At 67.3% G+C, this 22,382-nt stretch carries 26 protein-coding genes; 15 read left to right on the forward strand and 11 right to left on the reverse strand.

The genetic code is table 11. From position 1 onward, the window contains the following. Positions 1-11: 11 nt before the first annotated feature. The 4 genes from A4F85_RS15425 to apbC all read right to left on the reverse strand — a co-directional run bounded on the left by A4F85_RS15425 (position 12) and on the right by apbC (position 4,064). On the reverse strand, positions 12-1,319 hold the full coding sequence (locus tag A4F85_RS15425) for a type II toxin-antitoxin system HipA family toxin (protein ID WP_063327085.1): 1,308 nt from the start codon (positions 1,317-1,319) through the stop codon (positions 12-14). A 14-nt stretch (positions 1,320-1,333) separates the two neighbouring features. Continuing rightward, the gene (locus A4F85_RS15430) at positions 1,334-1,660 is read right to left on the reverse strand and encodes a helix-turn-helix domain-containing protein (RefSeq protein ID WP_013803898.1); all 327 of its coding nucleotides are present in this window, start codon (positions 1,658-1,660) and stop codon (positions 1,334-1,336) included. Positions 1,661-1,984: 324 nt separating this feature from the next. Continuing rightward, the gene (locus tag A4F85_RS15435) at positions 1,985-2,953 is read right to left on the reverse strand and encodes a LysR family transcriptional regulator (RefSeq protein ID WP_063327086.1); all 969 of its coding nucleotides are present in this window, start codon (positions 2,951-2,953) and stop codon (positions 1,985-1,987) included. Positions 2,954-2,972: 19 nt separating this feature from the next. Next, positions 2,973-4,064: an iron-sulfur cluster carrier protein ApbC gene (gene apbC / locus A4F85_RS15440; protein ID WP_012203771.1), complete on the reverse strand. Its 1,092-nt coding sequence runs from the start codon at positions 4,062-4,064 to the stop codon at positions 2,973-2,975. Between the two features lie 138 nt (positions 4,065-4,202). On the opposite strand from apbC, the gene A4F85_RS15445 reads away from it, so the two are divergent. From A4F85_RS15445 to A4F85_RS15465, 5 genes are all read left to right on the forward strand, one after another. Further along, positions 4,203-4,763 (forward strand): restriction endonuclease, encoded by a 561-nt coding sequence (locus A4F85_RS15445; RefSeq protein ID WP_034398227.1) that lies wholly within the window; start codon positions 4,203-4,205, stop codon positions 4,761-4,763. Between the two features lie 56 nt (positions 4,764-4,819). Further along, positions 4,820-6,127 (forward strand): patatin-like phospholipase family protein, encoded by a 1,308-nt coding sequence (locus A4F85_RS15450; protein WP_231890560.1) that lies wholly within the window; start codon positions 4,820-4,822, stop codon positions 6,125-6,127. After that, positions 6,124-6,750, forward strand: a complete 627-nt coding sequence (locus tag A4F85_RS15455; RefSeq protein WP_063327087.1) for a hypothetical protein — start codon at positions 6,124-6,126, stop codon at positions 6,748-6,750. The genes A4F85_RS15450 and A4F85_RS15455 overlap by 4 nt, the downstream gene beginning before the upstream one ends. A gap of 188 nt (positions 6,751-6,938) precedes the next feature. Then, positions 6,939-9,005 (forward strand): methionine--tRNA ligase, encoded by a 2,067-nt coding sequence (metG, locus tag A4F85_RS15460; protein ID WP_063327088.1) that lies wholly within the window; start codon positions 6,939-6,941, stop codon positions 9,003-9,005. A gap of 165 nt (positions 9,006-9,170) precedes the next feature. Beyond that, the gene (locus A4F85_RS15465; RefSeq protein WP_063327089.1) at positions 9,171-9,467 is read left to right on the forward strand and encodes a hypothetical protein; all 297 of its coding nucleotides are present in this window, start codon (positions 9,171-9,173) and stop codon (positions 9,465-9,467) included. 2 nt (positions 9,468-9,469) lie between these two features. Here A4F85_RS15465 and A4F85_RS15470 read toward each other — a convergent pair whose 3' ends face one another. Both A4F85_RS15470 and bamE read right to left on the reverse strand, forming a co-directional pair. Next, positions 9,470-10,120: a YitT family protein gene (locus A4F85_RS15470; RefSeq protein ID WP_063327090.1), complete on the reverse strand. Its 651-nt coding sequence runs from the start codon at positions 10,118-10,120 to the stop codon at positions 9,470-9,472. A 164-nt stretch (positions 10,121-10,284) separates the two neighbouring features. Beyond that, the gene (bamE, locus tag A4F85_RS15475; protein WP_012203765.1) at positions 10,285-10,782 is read right to left on the reverse strand and encodes an outer membrane protein assembly factor BamE domain-containing protein; all 498 of its coding nucleotides are present in this window, start codon (positions 10,780-10,782) and stop codon (positions 10,285-10,287) included. 46 nt (positions 10,783-10,828) lie between these two features. On the opposite strand from bamE, the gene A4F85_RS15480 reads away from it, so the two are divergent. The 10 genes from A4F85_RS15480 (at position 10,829) to A4F85_RS15525 (ending at position 17,876) form a co-directional block, all read left to right on the forward strand. Next, entirely contained in the window at positions 10,829-11,032 is a 204-nt protein-coding gene (locus tag A4F85_RS15480) for a DUF3460 family protein (RefSeq protein WP_012203764.1), read from the forward strand. A gap of 75 nt (positions 11,033-11,107) precedes the next feature. After that, positions 11,108-11,974, forward strand: coding sequence for a segregation and condensation protein A (locus tag A4F85_RS15485; RefSeq protein WP_013803906.1), 867 nt, complete (start codon positions 11,108-11,110; stop codon positions 11,972-11,974). Between the two features lie 59 nt (positions 11,975-12,033). Then, positions 12,034-12,672, forward strand: a complete 639-nt coding sequence (queE, locus tag A4F85_RS15490; RefSeq protein ID WP_063327091.1) for a 7-carboxy-7-deazaguanine synthase — start codon at positions 12,034-12,036, stop codon at positions 12,670-12,672. Positions 12,673-12,680: 8 nt separating this feature from the next. Then, on the forward strand, positions 12,681-13,046 hold the full coding sequence (locus tag A4F85_RS15495) for a 6-pyruvoyl trahydropterin synthase family protein (protein WP_012203761.1): 366 nt from the start codon (positions 12,681-12,683) through the stop codon (positions 13,044-13,046). A gap of 142 nt (positions 13,047-13,188) precedes the next feature. Then, entirely contained in the window at positions 13,189-13,569 is a 381-nt protein-coding gene (gene panD, locus A4F85_RS15500; RefSeq protein ID WP_012203760.1) for an aspartate 1-decarboxylase, read from the forward strand. 27 nt (positions 13,570-13,596) lie between these two features. Beyond that, positions 13,597-14,919, forward strand: a complete 1,323-nt coding sequence (bioA, locus tag A4F85_RS15505) for an adenosylmethionine--8-amino-7-oxononanoate transaminase (RefSeq protein ID WP_063327092.1) — start codon at positions 13,597-13,599, stop codon at positions 14,917-14,919. Beyond that, a complete protein-coding gene (bioD, locus tag A4F85_RS15510; protein WP_063327093.1) occupies positions 14,916-15,617 on the forward strand; it encodes a dethiobiotin synthase in 702 nt (233 codons plus the stop codon). Before bioA ends, bioD begins: the two co-directional genes overlap by 4 nt. Then, the gene (gene bioF / locus A4F85_RS15515; protein ID WP_043824586.1) at positions 15,614-16,831 is read left to right on the forward strand and encodes an 8-amino-7-oxononanoate synthase; all 1,218 of its coding nucleotides are present in this window, start codon (positions 15,614-15,616) and stop codon (positions 16,829-16,831) included. Before bioD ends, bioF begins: the two co-directional genes overlap by 4 nt. Before the next feature lie 31 nt (positions 16,832-16,862). Beyond that, entirely contained in the window at positions 16,863-17,222 is a 360-nt protein-coding gene (locus tag A4F85_RS15520) for a 5-carboxymethyl-2-hydroxymuconate Delta-isomerase (protein ID WP_012203756.1), read from the forward strand. A gap of 15 nt (positions 17,223-17,237) precedes the next feature. Then, entirely contained in the window at positions 17,238-17,876 is a 639-nt protein-coding gene (locus A4F85_RS15525; RefSeq protein WP_063327094.1) for a tRNA-uridine aminocarboxypropyltransferase, read from the forward strand. A 48-nt stretch (positions 17,877-17,924) separates the two neighbouring features. On the opposite strand, the gene A4F85_RS15530 is transcribed toward A4F85_RS15525, so the two are convergent. From A4F85_RS15530 to A4F85_RS15550, 5 genes are all read right to left on the reverse strand, one after another. After that, entirely contained in the window at positions 17,925-18,908 is a 984-nt protein-coding gene (locus A4F85_RS15530; RefSeq protein ID WP_063327095.1) for a Bug family tripartite tricarboxylate transporter substrate binding protein, read from the reverse strand. Positions 18,909-19,046: 138 nt separating this feature from the next. Further along, entirely contained in the window at positions 19,047-19,667 is a 621-nt protein-coding gene (locus tag A4F85_RS15535; RefSeq protein ID WP_231890561.1) for an aminotransferase class IV, read from the reverse strand. A gap of 29 nt (positions 19,668-19,696) precedes the next feature. Then, positions 19,697-20,854, reverse strand: coding sequence for an aminodeoxychorismate synthase component I (gene pabB, locus A4F85_RS15540; RefSeq protein WP_063327097.1), 1,158 nt, complete (start codon positions 20,852-20,854; stop codon positions 19,697-19,699). 189 nt (positions 20,855-21,043) lie between these two features. Beyond that, complete coding sequence (locus A4F85_RS15545; RefSeq protein WP_063327098.1) at positions 21,044-21,355, reverse strand: DUF4148 domain-containing protein; 312 nt, start codon at positions 21,353-21,355, stop codon at positions 21,044-21,046. A 222-nt stretch (positions 21,356-21,577) separates the two neighbouring features. Next, positions 21,578-22,303 (reverse strand): Crp/Fnr family transcriptional regulator, encoded by a 726-nt coding sequence (locus A4F85_RS15550; RefSeq protein ID WP_043781030.1) that lies wholly within the window; start codon positions 22,301-22,303, stop codon positions 21,578-21,580. Positions 22,304-22,382: the final 79 nt, after the last annotated feature.

The following is a 22,382-nucleotide window of genomic DNA, read 5'->3' on the forward strand; positions in this document are numbered from 1 at the left end:
CGTCCAGGCCTTCACAGGCCCGCCAGTTTCCTGGCGTCATCCAGGTCCGGGTGGTCGAACGCCAGGGCAAACTCATCGAGTTCCTGCGCGGTCATTCCAACCTCCGCAGACAGGCCCAGCACGCGCCACTGCAACACGGCCTCGACAACCTGGCGCACGATCGCCAGCGACTGGTCGCGGCTCAGTGAAAATTGCGAGGCTTGGCCCATCAACTGCGCCATGCTGGTGATAGGGCCTGTGTCTTCGCTCAACCATGTCTTGGACTCACGGTTCTTTTCCGGCATGGGATTGATGTCGAATGCCGGGGAAAGCTGCCATTGGTTGTCCCCTACATAGAGGAACCCCAGGTTTTGCAGATGGTCATCGACATTGGTGATGAGGTGATGGAACACCAGGCGCCGCCATAGTTGCCGCGCGTCATCCACGTAGTTCGCGCTCAGACCTTTCATCTGCGCGAGCACCTCGGTGTACGCGTGTTCATGCTGCCGACTCGCCTGCAGCAGTGTGGCGCCGGATATGTAGGGAATGCGCGTATCCCCGGGCCCACGGTCGAAACGGCGGATGACTGCCACAGGTGTGCCATGCACGGCAACCACATGGGCTTGTGCAGCATCAATGCCGGCCAGGCGTGCCAGTTTCAACGCCAGGACTTCGGCACGCGTCACATTGCGATCGTCCTGAACGCTGGGGAATTTCCCCAACGCCAAATGCCCCTCTTCATCAAGGATGCTGCACTTCGGGCGCATGCCTCCCAGCGAGGTCGCCTTGCCCCGCAGGTAGGCCAGATCCTGGGCCGACTCCCTGCCGAGCTCCACGGCCCTCGAGGAGGCGAGCATTTTCTCCAGTTCCAGCATCGGAGGCGTCGCAGTCTGCCCTGCGCGGACGGACTCCAGATAGACGCCTTGCGCACTGCGCAACCTCAGGGCGCCCATCCGGCTGAAGTCATCGACGGCGCAAAGGTAGTCGAGTTCGGTCAGTGCCCCAAGAGCCGGGTCCTTCTCGCGCCGCTTGGCATGCGCACGGGCAATGACACGCCGCCCCCAGGCATCCGGCTCCGTGTCTCCCAGCGCAAGGAAGAACAAGGAGTCCTCCCGGGTCTCTGGTTTGCGCGTCTGGTAGATCGGCGTGAGCGCGAGATCGGGGGAGACGTTGAACGCATCCTTGTGACCCAGCCAATCCTGGAAGTAGGCGAACTGGGTGAACATGCGCATGCCGTTGCGCACGAATACCAGCCTGCCCACGGCCGTGCCCGCCTTGCCCAGGCACACGTCCAGTTCCGACTTCATGTTGTGGACCATTGCAGCGGAGCGCGTCACCATGTCGCATTCGCCCTTCAGAACGCCTTGGGTGCCTTGCGGCGTTTGCTGTAGATGCGCGCAGGCAGTTGCGCATCCATCAGTGCCAGTCCGACGGAGTCGGTCGGGGTGTCCAGGAGCAGGCGCAATTTCTCCAACTCACCGAAGACCTGCAGGGCACTTGCCAGATAGGAAAGCGCAATTCCGGGGTGGCCATCTTCCAGGCGGCGCACGGTGCTGACCGAAACGCCCATGCGGGATGCCAGATCGGCCTGCGACAGCCCCCGCCGCCGCCGCGCCAGTTCAATGCTCTGGCCCAGTGCCTTGATGGCCCGATCAACGGGAAGATTGGTTGCAGTTGCCATCAAAATATTCTCATACGAGTGCTTGCAGCATGCAAGCGCTCTGATATGAATGATATTACGGCCTTTGAACGATGCCCGCCTGTGCCGGAAGAAACCCAACCGACAGCACTCCCGGTCGCTGCTTCCAGCGAAGGGCGCTAGGGCCTGTTCACACTAATGCGGGGTCGCGAAGCTGCCTGCCAGCCCGCCAATCAAGGCGCGCGACGCCGTGCGTGTGCTCACACGCACAAGGAGCGCAACGCTGAGTGGCGGGCTGGCAGGCAGCTTCCCTTCGGGTTGCCCGGCTGCGGGGCAACGCGATCCTCGCATTAGTGTGAACAGGCCCTAACCCGCCAGCGCCCCCGCATGCCGCAGGCACTGCGCACGCCAACCGGCGTCGTCCTGCAGTTGCAGCGCCGCCTGCAGCGCGCGCGTGGGCGCCACGCCCTGCTGGGCCATGAAGCCTATGGGGGTGACCAATTCGGGCGAGCGCAGTGGCCGGGCCACCAGGCCCGGCATGTGGCGCACCGTGGCCACCATGGCGCCCGGCAGCACGGTGGTCATGCCATCCGTTCCTTGCGCCACGGCCATCACCAGGGTCAGCACGGAGTTGGTTTCCATGGCGGGCTGCACGGCCATGTCCACGGCGGCGAAGGCCTCGTCGATCACCGTGCGGTTGTGCATGTCGGGCGTGAGCAGGCACAGCGGCATGCCGGCCACTTCGCGCCAAGCGATGTCGGCGCCAAAGGCAAAGGGCCGGCCCTCGCCCTGCCCATCGCGGCACTCGGGGCACTCGCGGCACAGCAGGTAGTAGTGCTCCTCGTACTGCGGCCAGGACTGCAGGCGCGGTCCGCGCGGCGGCATGCGCGCGCTGTAGCCCAGGGCCAGGTCCAGCGACAGGTCTTCGAGCCCGCTCTCGATCTCGGCCGAGCTCATGGACAGCACCACGGGCGTGATGCCCGGATGGTGCTCGCGCAGCAGGGCCGCAAAGCGCGTGAGCATGGGCATGGCCGTGGGCACGGCCGCCATGCGCAGTTGCCCGCGCAGCGCGCCGGCGGCGGCGCTCAGTTCCTGGCGCAGGCCTTCCTCGGCCCGCAGCATGGCCAGGGCCGTGGCCAGCACCTGATCGCCCTCGGGCGTGAAGCCCGCGAACGAGCGGCCCCGGCGCACGATGACCGTGCCGAACTCCTCCTCCAGCGCGCGCAGCGCATTGGACAGCGCCGGCTGGGTGATGTGGCATGCCAGCGCCGCGCGGCCGAAATGGCGGTGCTCGTTGAGCGCCGCCAGATACCGCATCGAGGTCAGCAGGTTCATGCCGGCAGCGCCAGAAGGGTCAGGTTCCCTGGCTCACCGTGATGGTGGGGAACTTGCTCGTGAAATCGCGTGCCTTGAGCGCCACCTTCACGGCCAGGTCGCGCGCCACCTTCTTGTAGATCTGCGCGGCCTCGCTGTCGGGCTCGGCCACCACGGTGGGCTTGCCGCTGTCGGCCTGCAGGCGGATCTGCAGCGACAGGGGCAGGGCGCCCAGGTAGTCGATGCCGTACTCGGCCGCCATCTGCTTGCCGCCCTCGGCGCCGAAGATGTGCTCCACATGGCCGCAGTTGGTGCAGACGTGGGCCGCCATGTTCTCCACCAGGCCCAGGATGGGCACGCCCACCTTCTCGAACATCTTCACGCCCTTCTTGGCGTCGATCAGCGCGATGTCCTGCGGCGTGGTGACGACCACGGCGCCCGTCATGGGCACGCGCTGGGCCAGCGTCAGCTGGATGTCGCCGGTGCCGGGCGGCATGTCCACCAGCAGGTAGTCCAGATCCTTCCAGTTGGTCTGGCGCAGCATCTGCTCCAGCGCCTGCGTGGCCATGGGGCCGCGCCAGATCATGGCCTGGTCGTTGTTGACCAGGAAGCCGATGGACATGACCTGCACGCCATGGCTTTCCATGGGCTCCATGGTCTTGCCGTCGGGGCTTTCGGGGCGGCCCGAGATGCCCATCATCATGGGCTGGCTGGGGCCGTAGATGTCGGCGTCCAGGATGCCCACGCGCGCGCCCTCGGCGGCCAGCGCCAGCGCCAGGTTGGCCGTGGTCGTGCTCTTGCCCACGCCGCCCTTGCCGGACGAGATGGCGATGATGTTCTTGACGCCCGGCAGCAGCTGCACGCCGCGCTGCACCGCATGCGCGGCGACCTTGGAGGTGATGTTGACCGAGACATTGCCCACGCCCTCGACGGTCTTGGCCGCCGCGACGAACTGGCCGCGCAGCGCCGGCACCAGGCTTTGCGCCGGATAGCCCATCTCCACGTCGAAGGCCACGTCGGCCCCCGTGACCTGCAGGTTGCGCAGGGCGCGGGTGCTCACATAGTCCTTGCCGGTGTGGGGGTCGAGCACGCTGGAGAGCGCGGCCAAGAGCGCTTGTTCTGTGACTGCCATTGCTTTGATTACTCCTAGAGCCGGATAGTCTATCCAAGGCACCATCCCCTCGCTCACGCGAGACAATGCGGGCCTTGCTGCCTTTGCGGCCCCTGTTCCCGCCTTTTTCCGCGAAAGATCCGCCCCGTGAAATTCAAGATGGCCCACAACTCCCTGTTCGCGATCCTGCTGCGCTCGCGCTGGTGGATCAGCATCGCGCTGGCCGCGCTGGTGACCCTGGTGTCCACGGCGCTGCTGCCCAAGGACATCGCGCCGTTCGCCGCCATCACCGCCCTGCCCTTCTTCGGCATAGGCTGCGTTGCCGCCTGGCGCCAGCTGCGCGCGCCCAGCCCCGCCAAGGTGGAGCAGGCCCTGGAGATCGCCGCCCAGCAAAGCTGGCGCGAGTTCGCCGATCGGCTCGATCGCGCCTGGCAGGCCGAGGGCTACACCGTGACCCGCCTGTCCGACAAGGACGGCGCCGACTTCGTGCTGGAACGCGAAGGCCGCACCACCGTGGCCAGCGCCAAGCGCTGGAAGGCCGGCGTGCACGGCATGGAGCCGCTGCGCGCCCTGCTGGCCGCAGGCCAGGCGCGCGATGCGGCCACGGTCTGCTACCTGTCGCTGCAGCCGCCGGCCGAGAATGCGGCCGCCTGGGCCAAGCAGCAGGGCATCGCCCTGATCTCCGGCAAGGACCTGGGCTCCCTGCTGGCCAAGGCCTGATCCCTTCGGGGTCATCCCCTGATCTGATGACGGCCGGCGCGCGGCACACTCCAGGCATGCCCGATGCCGCGCCCTCACCCGACTCCAGCCTCCCTCCCCCCAGCACCGGACTGCTGCTCAGCGGCGGCGGCGCCCGCGCCGCCTACCAGGCCGGCGTGCTGGAGGCCATTGCCGAGATACGCCGCGCCTGCGGCCAGCAGCATGGCCCCAATCCCTTCCCCATCCTGGTCGGCACCTCGGCCGGCGCCATCAACGCGGCGGCCCTGGCCTGCGGCAGCGACCATTTCGACCGGGCCGTGCGCCGCATGTCGCGCATCTGGCGCAACCTGCGGCCCGAGGACATCTACCTGTCCGACTCGCTGAGCGTGCTGCGCAGCGGCGCACGCTGGCTGACCCTGCTGTCCCTGGGCTGGGCCCTGGCGCGCTGGGGCCGCATGCGTCCGCGTTCGCTGCTGGACAACCAGCCGCTGGGCCGGCTGCTGTCGCGCGGCCTGGTTCCGCTGGAACGCCTGCCGCAATTGATCGCGGACGGCCACCTGCGCGCGCTGGCGGTGTCCGCCTCCAGCTACACCACCAGCGAGCACGTGACCTTCTGCCAGGCGCAGGACCAGCTCCAGCCCTGGGTGCGCAACCAGCGCAAGGCCGCCGCCGCCCAGATCACGCACGCGCACCTGCTGGCCTCCTCGGCCATTCCTTTCATCTTTCCGGCCACGCCGCTGCCGCTGGACGGCGCCACCGAATACTTCGGCGACGGCTCCATGCGCCAGACCGCGCCGCTGGCGCCCGCCATCCACCTGGGCGCCGAGCGCATCCTCGTCGTGGGCGCGGGCCGGCGCACCGAGCCGCCGGCCAGGCCGCCGCCAGAAGGCGCAAGCTACCCGTCGCTGGCCCACATTGCGGGCCACACGCTGTCGAGCATCTTCCTGGACGCCCTGTCCCTGGACGTGGAGCGCGCCGAGCGCATCAACCAGACGCTGGCCCTGATCCCCCCCGCCGACCGCGAACGCAGCCGGCTGCGCCGGCTGCAGTTGCTGGTCATCTCGCCGTCCGAACGCATAGACGCCATCGCCGCGCGCCATGTGGGCCAGTTGCCCCTGCCCATGCGCACCCTGCTGGGCGCCCTGGGCGTGCGCCAGGACGCCAGCGACCCGCGCGGCGCCGCCCTGGCCAGCTACCTGCTGTTCGAGCGCAGCTTCACCCGCGAACTCATGGCCCTGGGCCGGCGCGACGCGCTGGCGCGGCGCAGCGACATAGAGCAGTTCCTGGGCTGGCAGCGCGTGCCGGCCGCAAGCGCGCCCTCCTTCCCAAGCGCACAGGACGCCGCGATTTCAGGCCTCTCAATATCTGAACAATCGGAAAAATGAAGCAAAACACCGCCGAGTTGCGCAAGAACTTCGAAAAAAGGCTGATTGAATTCCTGAAGAAAGAGCTTTCCCATCTTTCAGGCACGAAGTTCACAAGAAACAGAATCAACATCACCAGGAAAGAATCCGGTGCCGTTGCCAACATTCACTTTGAATATCTGACCAACACCCGGTCGTATGAGGCCATCATCCTCGTGGAGCAGCCCGTACTGCAGGCAGCAATCGCGCAAATAGCCCCTCCTTACCCGTCGAACCTGGCAAACGCGAGTCTCGTATACAGCATGTCGACCACCAGCGAAAAAGCCGGCTGCATTGACCTGCCAACGACCGAACAGGGCATTGAAAATGCATGCGAGCGAATGCTTGCTCTGCTCAACGGCACTTACCTTCCCATCGTTCTCAATGCACTCGAAGCAGGCCCGGCCATGGTGGACGACATCCTGGCAAGACCCAAGTACTACTCCCATCCCGTTCCATTGATTTTCACGGTCTTGAAAATCAATGGAATACAGGCCAGCGAAGAGTCCCTGGCCAGGATCCTGAGCGAGCAGACCCTTGGCTACACCAATCATCACGAATTGAAGAATGCATTCCACCAGCACCTGGCGAGCACATCGGGCTGACGTTTCTCCCAAGTAGAAGAACCCGTCTCACCGTCCAAGAAGAACATGGATGGTTTTCGTTCCCGTCACGCAAAAGCTCCGGCCGCACCTTGACGAAGGACCGCGGCAGGCGCGCCAAAAAGCCATCGCCGCCCCACAACCGCCCAGCCCTTCTAGAATGTCAGGTTCCCCCGAGAAAGCCGCCATCCATGACCGCACGCAAACTCTTCGTCACCACCGCCCTGCCGTACGCCAACGGCAACTTCCACATCGGCCACATCATGGAATACATCCAGGCCGACACCTGGGTGCGTGCGCAGCGAATGCAGGGCAACGCGGTCAACTTCGTGGGTGCCGATGACGCCCACGGCGCGCCCATCATGATTGCGGCCGAGAAGGCCGGCAAGACGCCCCAGCAGTTCGTGGCCGACATCGCCGCAGGCCGCAAGCAGTACCTGGACGGCTTCCACATCGCCTTCGACAACTGGCACAACACCGACGCGCCCGAGAACCATGTGCTGGCCCAGCAGATCTACAGGGACCTGAAGGCTGCCGGCTTCATCGAGACGCGCACCATCGAGCAGTTCTTCGACACCGAGAAGAACATGTTCCTGCCCGATCGCTTCATCAAGGGCGAATGCCCGCGCTGCCACGCCAAGGACCAGTACGGCGACAACTGCGAGGTCTGCAGCGCCGTCTACGCGCCCACCGACCTGATCAATCCCTACTCGGCGCTGTCCGGCGCCAAGCCCGTGCTCAAGAGCTCGGAGCATTTCTTCTTCAAGCTGTCGGACCCGCGCTGTGTGGAGTTCCTGACCGAGTGGACCCAGGACGGCCAGCATGTGCAGCCCGAGGTGGCCAACAAGATCAAGGAATGGTTCGGCGTGCGCACCAACCCGGACGGCACGACCAGCGAGGGCCTGGGCGACTGGGACATCTCGCGCGACGCGCCCTACTTCGGCATCGAGATCCCCGATGCGCCGGGCAAGTACTTCTACGTCTGGCTGGACGCGCCCGTGGGCTACCTGGCCTCGCTCAAGAACCTGCTGGACCGCCGTGGCGAGGACTACGAGGCCTACATGGCCGACCCCACGCTGGAGCAGTACCACTTCATCGGCAAGGACATCATCACCTTCCACACGCTGTTCTGGCCCGCCATGCTGAAGTTCAGCGGCCGCAAGACGCCCACCAAGATCTGCGTGCACGGCTTCATGACCGTGAACAACGGCGAGAAGATGAGCAAGAGCCGCGGCACCGGCCTGGACCCGCTCAAGTACCTGGGCCTGCAGATGAACCCCGAGTGGCTGCGCTACTACCTGGGCGCCAAGCTCAACGGCAAGAATGAAGACATCGACTTCAACCCCGATGACTTCATGGCCCGCGTCAACTCCGACCTGATCGGCAAGTACGTGAACATCGCCTCGCGCGCTGCCGGCTTCATCGCCAAGCGCTTCGACGGCAAGCTGGGCACGGTCAGCGAAGACGGCCAGGCCCTGCTGGCCCAGCTGCGCGGCCAGAGCGAGGCCGTTGTCCAGGCCTTCGAGAACCGCGACACGGCCCGCGCCGTGCGCGAGATCATGCAGCTGTGCGACCGCGTCAACGAATACGTGGATGCCAACAAGCCCTGGGAGCTGGCCAAGCAGGAAGGCATGGACGCCCGCCTGCAGGACGTGTGCACCACCTGCATCGAGGCCTTCCGCCTGCTGACCATCTACCTGAAGCCCATCCTGCCGGCCGTGGCCGAACAGGTGGAAGGCTTCCTCAACGTGGCGCCGCTGCAGTTCGCCGACGCACAGAACCTGCTGGGCGCCGGCCATGCCATCGGCCTGTACAAGCACCTGATGCAGCGCGTGGACGTCAAGCAGCTGGAAGCCCTGTTCGAGGCCCCCGAGCCCGTGGTCGAGAAGGTCCTGCCCGGCGGCGAGGAGATTGCCGAAACCATCGGCATCGACGACTTCGCCAAGGTGGACCTGCGCATTGCCAAGATCGTGGAATGCAAGCCCGTGGAAGGCTCGACCAAGCTGCTGCAGCTCACGCTGGACGTGGGCGAAGGCAAGACACGCAACGTGTTCTCCGGCATCTCCAGCATGTACCAGCCCGAGCAGCTGCAGGGCAAGCTCACCGTGATGGTGGCCAACCTGGCGCCGCGCAAGATGAAGTTCGGCATCTCCGAAGGCATGGTGCTGGCAGCCAGCCACGCCGATGAGAAAAGCAATCCCGGCATCTACGTGCTGGAGCCTTTCCCAGGCGCCACACCCGGCATGCGTATACATTGAAATGCCCCCTGAGTCGCTTCGCGCCTTCCCCCTGAAGGGGGGCATACGGGCACCCGGCGACACCCTCGGTGCGGGGCGGCGCGGCCGGCGTAGGCCCTTCCTCGGCGTCCCTGACTTAGGCTCTGCCGGTTTCAAAGATTGCGCACAGTGTGTTGGACGACAATCATGAAGTCTGCAAAGTCCCGCAAGCCCTCACGGTCCCCGGCCCTGGGGGCTTTTCTTTGCCTGTGCGCCGCGGCCCTGCTGCCCGGCTGCACCGTGGTGGCCGTGACCGCCACGGCGGTCAGCGTCACGGCCTCTGCCGTGGGGCTGGCCGCGGATGCGGCCGTGGGCACGGTAAAAATCGTCGGCAAGGGAGTGGGCAAGGCCGTTGATGCGATGAGCGATGACGGGGCAGCCGCAGACAACAGCGGCATCACCGTCCGCTACCGCACGCCCGATGGGCAGCCTTTGACGCCCTGAGGCTACTGCCCGGCGTAGCGCCCGGGCCGGTGGCTCACGGCCAGGAACACGCCCATGATCACGGCCGCCAGCACCGACCAGGCCACGCGCTCGAAGGGCACGACCCACAGCGCCAGCAGCACCACGCAGCAGTCGATGGCCATCTGCACCTTGCCGGCGCGGATACCGTAGCGGTCCTGCAGATAGAGCGAGGCAATGGTGGCGCCGCCCAGGCTGGAACGGTGGCGCGCCAGGAACAGCAGGCCCGAGCCCATGAGCAGGCCGCCCGCGATGGCGGCAAAGGCCGGGTGCAGGTAGTCGATGTGGATGAGGCGCGGCCCCATTTCGGTGATCAGCGACAGCGCGCCCACGCAGATGAAGGTCTTGACCGTGAAGGTGCGGCCCACGCGCGTCCAGGCAAACCAGTAGAACGGAATGTTGATCGCGAAGAAGACCAGGCCGAACGGCCAGCCCGTGGCGTAGTGCAGCACGAAGGCCAGGCCCGCCGTGCTTCCCGTCAAAAGCCCCGCCTGGGCGAACATCATCATGGCGATGCCCACGAACAAGGTTCCGGTGAAGAGGGCCTGGACATCCTCGAAGAGGCCATGGCGCAGCGAAGCGGTGGCCGGGACAGGCGCAGCAGGCGCGGCAGCGGGTAGGGAAGGCGTGGACATTGTCGGGGTGATGACAGATCTATCGTCGCAAAGACCCCGGTTCGGGGCCTTCACCGTACCCATGGGGTGTCATAGGTACAAACCCGGATTCTAGAGATTGTTGCCCCGGCGCGCTGTGGCGTGCAGGGTACAGCGCATCGCAGGATGCTTGCCGGGGCCTGCTGTCAGGCGCCGCCGTGCAGTTTCTCGCGGCCGGCGCTGCGCAGCACGCGGCCGTCGGGCCCGAAGGTCACGGTGAACTCCATGTCGCGCGTGGGGGGATCGATGTAGTTCCAGTCCCAGTCGGTTTCCTGCTTGAGCTGGTAGGGCGTGATCTTGGCGGGCTTGCCCAGCATGCGGCGCACCTGCTCCTCGTCCATGCCGGGGCGGATTTTCTCGAAGTTGTGCGGCGCCAGCACCTGGCGCAGCGCGCTCATGCGGCCATCGGTGCCGATGGTGATCATGTAGTTGCGGCTGCCGGCGGGCTGGCGGTTGTACTCGAAGGTGCGCGAGCCGTCGGGCTCGGTCCAGATGCGTTCGGGCTCGCCAAAGCGGGCGCGGACGTCGGCCTCGGTGGACAGCCCTTCTTCGAGTTCCTTGATGTTTTGGGGATCGCAGCCGGGCAGCGAGAGCATGCCCATCACGGCCACGGCAACCCCCAGAAGACGGGAGACTAGGTTCATCGGCGGTGTCCCGGTAAAATCACGCGATTCAAGAGGTTATCAGACTATGTCATTCTTTCGCCGCCCCGACTATCGCTCCGACGCCACCAACTTCATCAACGATCTGAAGAAGCAAAAGCCCGAGCTGCCCAGCCAGCAACTGGCCGGCCGCTCGCTGCTGTGGGACAAGGACGTGAACCACGAAGTCTGGGAAGACCTGCGCGCCGGCCGCGTGGACCAGAAGCCCTACGTCTACCAGACGAACTCCTGATTGCCCATGCGATGAAAAATCAGCCTGTTCCCACCGTGCACCCTGCGCATGCGGCATTCGCCCAGGCAGCAAGGCATGGCCGAGGCTGAATCCGCGCTGGCGCCTGCGGGCGCCTCCGCCACATCCCCCCCTCCTGGCGACGGCACCCCGGTCGTGATCGACCAGGTGGCTTTGGCGCGCCTGTACGGCGAGCCGCTGTTCGCCCTGCCGCAGGACCTGTACATCCCGCCCGATGCGCTGGAGGTCTTCCTCGAAGCCTTCGAAGGGCCGCTGGACCTGTTGCTGTACCTGATCCGCAAGCAGAACTTCAACATCCTCGACATTCCCATGCTGGACGTGACGCGCCAGTACATGCGCTATGTCGACGAGATCCGCAGCCGCAACCTCGAGCTGGCGGCCGAGTACCTGCTGATGGCGGCCATGCTCATCGAGATCAAGTCGCGCATGCTGCTGCCGCCCAAGAAGCAGGAAGGCGGCGAAGAGGCCGAGGACCCGCGCGCCGAGCTGGTGCGCCGGCTGCTCGAGTACGAGCAGATCAAGCTCGCTGCCCACCAGCTCGGCCAGGTGCCGCACTACGGACGCGACTTCCTCCGGGCCCAGATCCACATCGAGCAGAACCTGCAGCCGCGCTTTCCCGATGTGGATGTGGCCGAGCTGCAATCGGCCTGGCGCGACATTCTCAAGCGCGCCAAGCTCGTGCAAAGCCACAAGATCACGCGCGAGGAACTCTCGGTGCGCGAGTACATGAGCCAGGTGCTCAAGGCCCTGCAGGGCCGGCGCTTCGTCGAGTTCGAGACCCTGTTCCAGCCCGAGAAAGGCTCGACCGTGCTGGTCGTGACCTTCATCGCCCTGCTGGAGCTGGCCAAGGAAACGCTGATCGAGATCACCCAGGCCGAAGCCTTTGCGCCCATCTACGTGCGCCTGGCCTATACGCCCGTCTAGCGGGCACGGACACAGGCACGCGCACACCGACAGGCCGGCTCCACCGGCCTCCATGCACCATGACTTACAGCGTCAAAGAAATCTTCTACACCCTGCAGGGCGAGGGCGGCCAGGCCGGCACGCCGGCCATCTTCTGCCGCTTTGCAGGCTGCAACCTCTGGACCGGCCGCGAGCAGGACCGCGCCAGCGCCATCTGCCAGTTCTGCGATACCGACTTCGTGGGCACCGACGGCACGCTGGGCGGCAAGTTCGCCACGGCCGACGCCCTGGCCGAACGCATCCTGTCCCAATGGCCGGCCGCCGACAGCCAGCACCGCATGGTGGTGCTGACCGGGGGAGAGCCCCTGCTGCAGGTGGACGAGCCCCTGATCGCCGCCCTGCATGCGCGCGGCTTTCGCATTTCCGTGGAAAGCAACGGCACCGTGGCCGCGCCCGAGGGCATCGACTGGCTGTGCATCAGCCCCAAGGCCGGCGCCGAATGGGTGCAGCGCAGCGGCCAGGAGCTCAAGCTGGTCTGGCCGCAGCCCGGCTTCGATCTGCAGGCCATCGAGGCCGGCACCCGTTTCGACCGCTATTTCCTGCAGCCCATGGACAACGTCCTGCAGGCCGACAACACGGCCGCCTGCATAGCGCAATGCCTGCAACGCCCGGCCTGGCGCCTGAGCCTGCAGACCCACAAGCTCACCGGCATCCGCTGATTTTTGCCATGCAGTTCACCGTACACCAGCGCTTTTTCTTCGATGCCGCCCACACGCTGGAGCGCGCCATCGAGACCGAGAGCAGCCGCCGCATCCACGGCCACACCTACTATGCCGAGGTCAGCGTCACCGGCCCGCGCAATCCGGACAACGGCATGGTGATCGACCTGGGCTACCTGCGCTCGCGCCTGAAGACCCTGGGCGACGCGCTGGACCACCGCTTTCTCGACGAAATCCCCGGCCTGGGCAAGCCCACGCTGGAAAACCTGTGCCTGTTCATTGCCGACTCCCTGGCCGACCTGCAGCCCGCCCCCAGCCGCATCCGCGTATGGCGCGACAGCATCGGCGATGGCTGCGTGCTCGACCTGAACTGAAGCCAGGCCCCGCAGCGGCGCCGCTGCCGTTGAACAACTTCACGGCCTTCATGGGATTTGTCCTTCGCATATAGACTTGGTGGCTTTTTTTGCCAGCCAAGGCCCCATCAAGACCGCGCAAAGCGCCCCTCGAGAGACAAACATGTTCCGCACCCTGCTCAAATCCAAGATCCACCGCGTCAAGACCACGCAATGCGAGCTGCACTATGAAGGCTCCTGCGCCATCGACGAGGACCTGCTGGACGCCGCCAACATCGTCGAGAACGAGCAGGTGCACATCTGGAACATCGACAACGGCGAGCGCTTCGTCACCTATGCCATCAAGGGCCAGCGTGGCAGCGGCATGATCTCGGTCAACGGCTCGGCCGCGCGCCGTGCCGCCGTGGGCGACCTGCTGATCATTGCCTCCTTCGCCCAGGTGCATGAGACCGACGTGGCCACGCACCAGCCGCAGCTGGTCTTCGTGGACGATGCCAACCGCCAGGTCGAACTGCGCCACCACGTTCCCACGCAGCAGCTGTGAGCTGCGCTGCGGTGTGACAATCGCGCGATGACTCAATCGCTTGCCGCCCGCAGCCTTGCGGCTGTGTGGCACCCCTGCACCCAGATGAAGCGGCACGAGGCCGCGCCCCCCATCGCCATCGCGCGCGCACAGGGGCCCTGGCTCCACGACACCGAAGGGCGCCGCTACCTGGATGGCGTCAGCTCCTGGTGGGTCAACCTCTTCGGCCACAGCCATCCGCACATCCAGGCCGCGCTCACCGACCAGCTCGCCAGGCTGGACCATGTGATGCTGGCCGGCTTCACGCACGCACCCGTGGTGGAGCTGTCCGAACGGCTGGCCACGCTCACCGGCCTGGGCCATGCCTTCTACGGCAGCGACGGCGCATCGGCCACCGAGATCGCCCTCAAGATGAGCGCGCACTACTGGCGCAACCTGGGCCGCCCCGCCAAGAGCCGCTTTGCCGGCCTGGCCGGCGGCTACCACGGCGAAACCGTGGGCGCGCTGGCCGTGACTGACATCCCCCTCTTCCGCGAAGCCTATGCGCCCCTGGTGCGCCTGGCCGACACCGTGCCCAGCCCCGATGCACGCGGCGCGCAAGGCGGCGAAAGCCCGGTCGATGTGGCACGGCGCGCCGCCGAAGGCCTGCGCCAGTGGCTGGAGCAGCACCACGAGACCACGGCCGCCCTCATCGTCGAGCCGCTGGTGCAGTGCGCGGCCGGCATGGCCATGCACGACCCCGAATACCTGCGCCTGGCGCGCGCCCTGTGCGACCGCTACGAGGTGCACCTGGTGGTGGACGAGATCGCCGTGGGCTTCGGCCGCACGGGCAGCATGTTCGCCCACCAGCAGGCCGGCATACGGCCGGACTTCATCTGCCTGTCCAAGGGCCTGACGGGCGGCACGCTGGCCCTGTCGGCCGTGCTGACCACCGAGGCCGTCTACGCCGCCTTCTACGACGATTCCGTGGCGCGCGGTTTCCTGCACTCGCACTCGTACACCGGCAACCCGCTGGCCTGCCGTGCGGCCCTGGCCACGCTGGAGCTGTTCGAGCAGACCGATGCCATCAACGCCAACCTCGCGCTGGCGCAAAGGCTTGACGGCGCCTTCGCCCCTTTGAACCAGCACGCCCGCGTGCGCCACGCACGGCGCCAGGGAATGATCTGGGCCTGGGATGTGCAGACCTCCCTGCCCGATTTCTCGCGCCGCTACAGCGCAGCCGCACTGGAGCGCGGGCTGCTGCTGCGCCCTATCAGCAACACCCTCTACGCCATGCCTCCCTATTTGCTGGACGAAGAGGCCGTGCAGCACCTGGCCGCCAGCGCGCTGGCCGCCCTTGAAGACACCCTGGCCCAGGAGAACCATTCGTGAACGCCCACCGCACCATTGGCTGCTTTGTCACCGGCACCGACACGGGCGTGGGCAAGACCCTGGCCTCCTGCGGGCTGCTGCATGCGCTGGCCCGCCACCATGCCCGCGTGGTGGGCATGAAGGCCGTGGCCGCAGGCGCCGAGCCCGACGGCCAGGGCGGCTGGGCCAACGAGGACACGCTGGCGCTGCGCGCCGCCTCCACCCTGGCCGTGCCGCCCGAACTCGACAACCCCGTGCTGCTGCCCGATCCCATGTCGCCGCACATCGCCGCGCAGCGCGCGGGCCGCTCCATAGAGATCACACACATCGTGGACAGCTACCGGCGCCTGGCCGAACAGGCCGACGCCGTGGTGGTGGAAGGCGCGGGCGGCTTTCTCGTGCCGCTGTCCGACCAGCTCTCGGGCGCCGACCTGGCCTGCGCGCTGGACCTGCCCGTGGTCATGGTCGTGGGCCTGCGGCTGGGCTGCCTGAACCACGCCGCCCTCACGGCCGAGGCCATCCGCGCGCGCGGACTGCGCCTGGCCGGCTGGATTGCCAGCCGCGTGGACCCCGCCATGCTGGTGCCCGAGGAAAACATGGCCTGGCTGCGCCAGCACCTGGACCGGCAGCTGCAGGCGCCGCTGCTGGCCGACATCCCCTTCCAGCAGCACCCCGACCCGCGCGCCACCACCTACACCCTGCCGGAGCAATGGAAATGAGCGGCTCCTGGCTGGACGACATCCCCGCGCGCATCGCCGAACTCGACGCAGCCCACCTGCGCCGGCGCCGCCGCGCCACGGCGCCGCTGCAGGGAGCCGCCAGCGGCGCCCACATGGAGGTGGACGGCCACCCCATGCTGGCCTTTTGCAGCAACGACTACCTGGGCCTGGCCGGCCACCCCACCCTGGTGCGCGCCGCCTGCGCGGGCGCCCAGGCCTTTGGCGTGGGCTCGGGCGGCTCGCCCCTGGTCAGCGGCCACAGCACGGCCAACGCCGCGCTGGAGGAGCAGCTGGCGCACTTCGTGCAACTGCCGCGTGCGCTCTACTTCTATGCGGGCTACGCCACCAATGCCGGCATCGTGCCGGCCCTGGTGGGCGCGGGCGATGCCCTGTTCTCCGATGCGCTCAACCACGCCTGCCTGATCGACGGCGCCCGCCTGTCGCGCGCCCAGGTCCACCGCTATGCCCATGCCGACCTGGGCGACCTGGCCGCGCAACTGGCCGCCAGCACGGCCCGGCGCAAGCTGGTCATCAGCGATGCCGTGTTCAGCATGGACGGCAACGTGGCCGACATCCGCGGACTGCTGGCGCTGTGCGAGCAATACGACGCGCTGCTGCTGCTCGACGACGCGCATGGCTTCGGCGTGCTGGGCCCCCAGGGCCGGGGCAGCCTGGCCGAGGCGGGACTGACGGGCGCAAACGCCTCGCCCCGCGTGCTCTACATGGCCACCCTGGGCAAGGCCGCTGGCGTGGCCGGTGCCTTTGTCGCGGGCAGCGACATGCTGGTCGAATGGCTGCTGCAAAAGACGCGCAGCTACATCTTCGCAACCGCCGCGCCGCCCATGCTGGCCAGCGCGCTGCAGGCCAGCGTGGCCCTGATCGAGGCCGAGGACGAGCGCCGCGAGGCCCTGGCCGAACGCATTGCCGAGCTGCGCGCCGGCCTCACGCCGCTGCTGGCGCGCACGGGCTGGCAGCTGCTGCCTTCGCGCACCGCCGTGCAGGCCCTGGTCATAGGCTCCAACGCCACGGCCCTGGCCGTGATGGAGGGCCTGCGCGAGCGCGGCCTGTGGGTGCCCGCCATCCGCCCGCCCACCGTGCCCGAAGGCACGGCGCGGCTGCGCATTGCGCTGTCGGCCTCCCACACGCGCATCGACGTGCAGCTGCTGCTGACGGCGCTGGACGAGGTCTCGCGCCTGGCCCCACCCCTCCCCTGAATCCCTCTTCACCACCGGAACGGAGACATCCATGCCCCATCTCTACGTCGAATACACCGACAACCTCGCCGGCCTGCCCGGCCAGCAACTGCTGACCGAACTCAATGCCTTCGTCTGCGGCCACCCCAGCATCCTGGACGAGGCCGACGTCAAGGCCCGCCTGCTGCCGGTCAGCCAGTTCGAGATCGGCTCGGCACCCGCCAACCGCGGCTTCGTCCACGTGCAGCTGCGCCTGCTGGCGGGCCGTACCGACACGGCCAAGAAGGAACTGTCCGAAGGCATTGCCGCGGTGCTGCGCCGCCTCACGCCCCAGCCGGCCGGCATGATGGTCCAGCTCAGCGTGGAAATCGCCGACATGGACAAGCCCAGCTACTACAAGGGTCGCCTGTAAGGCAGGCGCCGGGCCTTGTCCGCCGTGAGCACCCGCGCACGCTGCACGCAATGCCTGCGCCCTGAGCGCACCTGCCTGTGCCCCCTGGTGCAGCCGGTGCCGCATGCGGTGCAGCTGCTGGTGCTCCAGCATCCCGAGGAAGAACTGCAGGCCAAGGGCACGGGCCGGCTGCTGCACCTGTGCCTGCCCGCCAGCCGCCTGGCGGTGGGCGAGGCCTTCGAGCCAGCGCAGTTGCAGGCACTGCTGCACGCGCCCTGGCAGTCGGGCGACGCCCCGCGGCAGGCCGTACTGCTCTATCCGGAAACGCCGCACGGCGACCAGCTGGGCCTGGCCAGGCAAGCGCCCTGGCCGCAGCCCGCGCCATGCCCCGAGGACCTGCGCCTGGTGGTGCTGGACGCCACCTGGCGCAAGAGCCGCAAGATGCTCTACCTCAACCCCGGCCTGCAGGCCCTGCCGCGCCTGGCACTGCAGGGCGACCTGCCCGCCTCGCGCTACGGCGCCCTGCGCAAGGCCCATGCGCCGGGCCAGCTGTCCACGCTGGAGGCAGCGGCCTGCGCGCTGCAACGGCTGGCGCCTGCCGGCCCGTCGCTGCAGCCGCTGCGCGATGCGTTCGAGGGGCTGCTGTCCCTGCATGCCCTGCACAGGCCCGAATGAAAAAACGCCTCGGGGAACGAGGCGTTTTTCATGGCGGCCGGCCGTGCTTCAGTTTTCCGGCGTGATCTTGGCGAACTTGACCAGTTCGGCGTACTTGCCCATGTCGGTACGGATGATCTGGGCCAGGTTTTCGTCGCCCGTGGGGGCAATGATGCCCGCCCCTTCCAGGCGCGCGCGCATCGCCGGATCGGCCAGGCCCGCCTTCAAGGCCTTCTGCAGGCTGGCCATCACATCGGCAGGCAGGTCCTTGGGTCCCGCCAGCCCGAACCAGCCGCTCAGCGCATAGCCCTTGAGCGCCGCGTTCTCGCCCAGCGCGGGCACGTCCTTCATCATGGCGATGCGGTGGGCCGTGGTCACGCCCAGGGCCTTGATCTTGCCGCTCTGGATGAACGGAGCCGCCACCGAGGGAGAGACGATGGCGAAATCCAGGTTGCCGCCGGCCAGGTCGCTGGTCATCGCGGCCGATCCCTTGTAGGGCACATGGACGATGTCCACCCCGGCAATCTTCTTGATCAGCTCGCCCGAGAAATGCGGAGTGGACCCGATGCCCGGGCTGCCGTAGCTGTACTTGCCGGGATGGGCCTTGGCCAGGGCGATGAACTCGTCGATGGTCCTGGCCGGCATCTTGGTGCCGGCCACCCACAGGTTGGGCAGCACGCCGGTCAGCGCGATGCCGGTCAGGTCCGTGGCCGGGTCGTACTTCTGCGCGGCGTTGACGAACTTCGTGCCCGCCAATTCGTTGCTGGAGCCTGCGAGCAGGGTATAGCCGTCGGCCTTGGCACCGACCACGCGCTGCGCGGCAACCACGCCGGCGGCACCGGGCACGTTGTCGACCACGACGGTCGCATTGAGGTGCTTGGCCAGGATGTCACCCACCACGCGCCCCACCAGGTCGACCGAGCCGCCTGCCGCGTAGCCGACGACGACGCGAATGGGCTTGTTGGGATAGGTGGTCTGGGCGCACAGCGGGCCCGCCGCCAGGACAGCCGCGGCGCTGATCAGCGCGCGGCGGGAAATACGGAATTCATGCATGGATCGATCTCAGGGGAGACAGGTATCAGCCAACAATCAAAATGATATTGCTCAACAATATTCACCGATTGTCTGACATTGCCTTGTGGAATCCATCCCTGAAAACCATGAGTTCCGCCCGTGGCCCTAGCCTGCAGTTCAGCGCAGAACCGCCGGCAGCCAGCCGCGCAGGCTGTTGACGAAGGCCCAGCCCTGCACGCGCGGCAGATCGTCCAGCCGCACCGGGTGCTCCGCCACGCGGCCCTCGTCCAGCGCCACCGCGCGGCCCACGCCGGGCAGCAGGCCGCTGGACAGCGGCGGGGTCACCCAGCGGCCCGCCAGCAGCACGGCGATGTTGCCGCGCGTGCCCTCGGTGATCTCGCCGTCCTCGTTGTGGAGCACGGTGTCGAACACCGAGGCATCGGTGGGCTGCAGGCTGTCGTAGTGCGCGCGGCGCGAGGTCTTGAAACGCACCCAGTCGCCACGCGCCACCGCATTGGCGATGGGCCGGTCGGCCAGCGCCAGCCGAACAGGCGTGGCGGAAGGCGGCAGCGGCGCCGCCTGGGTCTGTATCCGCCCCGTGGCATCCAGCGCCAGGCGCACGCGCCAGTGGCCGCTGGCGTGCGCCTGGCGCAGTTGCTGCAGTGCCTGCTCCAGCACGGCATCCGTGCAGGGCCGGCCGAAATGCCGCGCCGCGTCCTGCATGCGCGTCACATGGCGCTGCAGGTGGATGAAACCGCCATCCCGCAGGGCCAGGGTTTCCAGAATGTCGAAATCCAAGTCCGTATCCGCCATGGCTGCACGCCCTTTCACACCTTGTCCAGAAAAGCCCTCTTGTGGCGCCATTCCTGCCATTCGGCAGGCGCCTCGGCGCCCGACGTGATGCCGCTGCCGATGCCGCAGCGCAGTTCCGTGCCACGCGCCACCACCGTGCGTATGGGCACATTGAAGGTGGCGTGCACGCGCCCCGCGGCGATGCCGGGCCGCACCACGCCCACGGCGCCGCAGTACACGCCGCGCGGACCCGATTCCAGTTCGTGGATGAGCCGCATGGCCTGGCGCTTGGGCGCGCCCGTGATGGAGCCGCAGGGAAACAGTGCCGCAAACACGTCCGCCAGGCCCATGCCGGGCCGCGTGCGCGCCTGCACGTCGGACGTCATCTGCCACACGGTGGGCAGGGGTTCGGCATGGAACAGGCGCGGCACCTGGACGCTGAAAGGCTCGGCAATGCGCGAGACATCGTTGCGCAGCAGGTCCACGATCATCACGTTCTCGGCCCGCTCCTTGGGCGAGGACCGCATGGCCTGGACATTCGCCTCGTCCTGTGCAGGCGTGGCGCCACGGGGCGCCGTGCCCTTCATGGGGCGCGTGAGGATGCGCTCGCCATCCCAGTCGAAGAACAGCTCGGGCGAGACGGACAGCACCTGCTCGTCGCCGCTGTCCATGCAGGCCACGTAGCCGCCGGGCTGGGCACGGCGCAGCGCGGCGAACAGCGATGGAATGTCGCCCAGCAGCCGGCCCATGAACTGGGCCGTGTAATTGATCTGATAGCAGTCACCGGCCGCAATCGCCTCGTGGATGCGCGCAATGGCGGCATCGAAATCGGCGCGTTCCAGGCCGGGCTGCCATTGCACCTGAGATTGCGCCTGAGGGCCGGTATCGACTGCGTCCGCGTCTTCAGGCCAGGGCCGGGGGCCGTCGAAGACGGCAAACCAGGCCAGCGGCTCGCCTGGCAGCGTGGCATGCAAGGCGCCCGCGTAGGCCGCGTCAAACGCCGCCGCCGCCTCGTAGCGCACCCAGCCCAGGCACCACAGGCCGGCCTGGGCGGCCTGCTGCACGGCGTCAAGCACACCGCGCACCTGCTCGGGCGCATGGGCTGCCAGGCTGTACAGCGGCGGCCCGAAGCCATGGCGCAGCCGGGCGGCCGAACCGTCATGGGGATTGGGAAAATCGATCAGAAACTTCACAAAACGGCCGTCAACGCGTGCTGTACTTGCATCAGCAGCTTCGCTATCGATAGCAGCCACTGACACGGGGCCGCCCAGTGTAGAGCGAGGGAAACAAAAAAGCGCCCCGAAGGGCGCCAAACCAAGCGTCCCGAAAGGACGCTTTCCACCAACAGGCCCGGCACCATGCCGGACCCATATCCATTCACATCACTTCTGCGTGACGGTGTGCTGGCCTTCCAGGCGGGCCACGGCCTCACGGTAGGCGGGGCCGCTGCGCAGTTGCTGGTAGCGGGCCAGGCCGCGCTGGTATTCGGCCGAGTTGTAGCTGATGTCGCGGTCTGCCGAAGGCGAGGGCAGGTAGGTCATGCCCGCCTGGTGCCACATTTCGAGGTCGGCCAGCACTTCGGCGCGGCTCAGGCCTGCGGTGGCGGAGGACGAGGGGGAAACGGCTTCTTGGGCCATTGCAGTGCCGGCGAGGCCCAGGGTCAGGGCGGCCAGTGAAGCGGAGAGGGTACGCATGTCAGATCCTTTCAAAAGGCCGCTCGGCATTCATTTCCTCACGGCATGGACGTACTATGCGGCGCTGCAGCATTCTTCGTCTGTGCGTTTTCTCACGTGTTTTCGCATCCGGCCCGGGCGGCCCGCTGCCTTTTCACCCGTGCTCCCCTCGACAGAAGGCGAATTCACGCGTTCCTGAAACAGTGTTTTTCGCGGCTTGAAACAGCCGCGGCAGGCAAAGGCTCAGCGCGCTTCCTCGAGCAGCACGCGCAGGCCTTCGACATGGCAGATGCGCAGGTTGCGGCCTTCACGCCGCAGCAGGCCCAGGCGCACCAGGCGCGACATCTCGCGCGCCACTTCCTCGCGGCTGGAGCCCAGCATCAGGGCCAGGTCGGTCTGCCGGGGTGCGGGCGCCAGCAGGGCCTGTCCCTGGTCGATGCCCGCGCGCTCGGCACGTTCCAGCAACTGGGTATGCAGGCGGCTGCGCACCGACAGCGTTCCCAGATCCACCATGCGGCGTGCCAGCGCCACGGCCAGGTCGCTGAGCCGGCCGATGAAGGCGCGCAGGACCTGGGGCTCGTTCATGAGCAGGGCTTCCACATCCTCATGGGCCAGCGAGGCAATCAGGCTGGGCACGCCTGCCTCGACCACCAGGGGCATGGCCGTGCAGCCCACCTGCTGCTGCGGCAGACCGCCGAAGAACACGCCCTGGGCAATCTCGCCCAGCGTGAGCCCGCGCCCATTGGGGGCATAGCTGCTGACGCGCAAGCCGCCCTGCACGAGCATGTAGAGACGCTGATCGGTGTACGCGCCCTCCAGCGTCTGGTGCAGCGCCAGATGCTGCCAGCGGCACTGCGCCGCCAGTTCGGCCAGTCGCTCGTCGGTCAGGCTTTGCAGCACATGGACCTGGCGCAGGCCCTGCCAGGCCACGGCGGGAAGAAGCGGAGATGTCTGTAAGGAACCGGACATGGTGCAACACCGTTGAAGCGCATCCGCAGGGCCTGTGCGGGCCCTGTCGTCCGTCGCGGGAAGTACAGCATAGCGGGAT

The sequence above is a fragment of the Delftia sp. GW456-R20 genome (genome assembly GCF_001622915.1).
In the GTDB taxonomy this organism is placed as follows: domain Bacteria; phylum Pseudomonadota; class Gammaproteobacteria; order Burkholderiales; family Burkholderiaceae_C; genus Comamonas; species Comamonas acidovorans.

Bases quoted from the DNA above. Each gene is read 5' to 3' on its own strand.
- A4F85_RS15480 (WP_012203764.1), top strand. From the start codon at position 10,829: ATGTCATTCTTTCGCCGCCCCGACTATCGCTCCGACGCCACCAACTTC.
- A4F85_RS15470 (WP_063327090.1), bottom strand. From the start codon at position 10,120: ATGTCCACGCCTTCCCTACCCGCTGCCGCGCCTGCTGCGCCTGTCCCG.
- A4F85_RS15445 (WP_034398227.1), top strand. From the start codon at position 4,203: ATGGCCCACAACTCCCTGTTCGCGATCCTGCTGCGCTCGCGCTGGTGG.
- A4F85_RS15520 (WP_012203756.1), top strand. From the start codon at position 16,863: ATGCCCCATCTCTACGTCGAATACACCGACAACCTCGCCGGCCTGCCC.
- queE (WP_063327091.1), top strand. From the start codon at position 12,034: ATGACTTACAGCGTCAAAGAAATCTTCTACACCCTGCAGGGCGAGGGC.
- bioA (WP_063327092.1), top strand. From the start codon at position 13,597: ATGACTCAATCGCTTGCCGCCCGCAGCCTTGCGGCTGTGTGGCACCCC.
- A4F85_RS15495 (WP_012203761.1), top strand. From the start codon at position 12,681: ATGCAGTTCACCGTACACCAGCGCTTTTTCTTCGATGCCGCCCACACG.
- bamE (WP_012203765.1), bottom strand. From the start codon at position 10,782: ATGAACCTAGTCTCCCGTCTTCTGGGGGTTGCCGTGGCCGTGATGGGC.
- A4F85_RS15485 (WP_013803906.1), top strand. From the start codon at position 11,108: ATGGCCGAGGCTGAATCCGCGCTGGCGCCTGCGGGCGCCTCCGCCACA.
- A4F85_RS15430 (WP_013803898.1), bottom strand. From the start codon at position 1,660: ATGGCAACTGCAACCAATCTTCCCGTTGATCGGGCCATCAAGGCACTG.
- A4F85_RS15450 (WP_231890560.1), top strand. From the start codon at position 4,820: ATGCCCGATGCCGCGCCCTCACCCGACTCCAGCCTCCCTCCCCCCAGC.
- A4F85_RS15465 (WP_063327089.1), top strand. From the start codon at position 9,171: ATGAAGTCTGCAAAGTCCCGCAAGCCCTCACGGTCCCCGGCCCTGGGG.
- metG (WP_063327088.1), top strand. From the start codon at position 6,939: ATGACCGCACGCAAACTCTTCGTCACCACCGCCCTGCCGTACGCCAAC.
- apbC (WP_012203771.1), bottom strand. From the start codon at position 4,064: ATGGCAGTCACAGAACAAGCGCTCTTGGCCGCGCTCTCCAGCGTGCTC.
- bioF (WP_043824586.1), top strand. From the start codon at position 15,614: ATGAGCGGCTCCTGGCTGGACGACATCCCCGCGCGCATCGCCGAACTC.
- A4F85_RS15545 (WP_063327098.1), bottom strand. From the start codon at position 21,355: ATGCGTACCCTCTCCGCTTCACTGGCCGCCCTGACCCTGGGCCTCGCC.
- A4F85_RS15435 (WP_063327086.1), bottom strand. From the start codon at position 2,953: ATGAACCTGCTGACCTCGATGCGGTATCTGGCGGCGCTCAACGAGCAC.
- panD (WP_012203760.1), top strand. From the start codon at position 13,189: ATGTTCCGCACCCTGCTCAAATCCAAGATCCACCGCGTCAAGACCACG.
- A4F85_RS15455 (WP_063327087.1), top strand. From the start codon at position 6,124: ATGAAGCAAAACACCGCCGAGTTGCGCAAGAACTTCGAAAAAAGGCTG.
- A4F85_RS15425 (WP_063327085.1), bottom strand. From the start codon at position 1,319: ATGGTGACGCGCTCCGCTGCAATGGTCCACAACATGAAGTCGGAACTG.
- A4F85_RS15530 (WP_063327095.1), bottom strand. From the start codon at position 18,908: ATGCATGAATTCCGTATTTCCCGCCGCGCGCTGATCAGCGCCGCGGCT.
- A4F85_RS15550 (WP_043781030.1), bottom strand. From the start codon at position 22,303: ATGTCCGGTTCCTTACAGACATCTCCGCTTCTTCCCGCCGTGGCCTGG.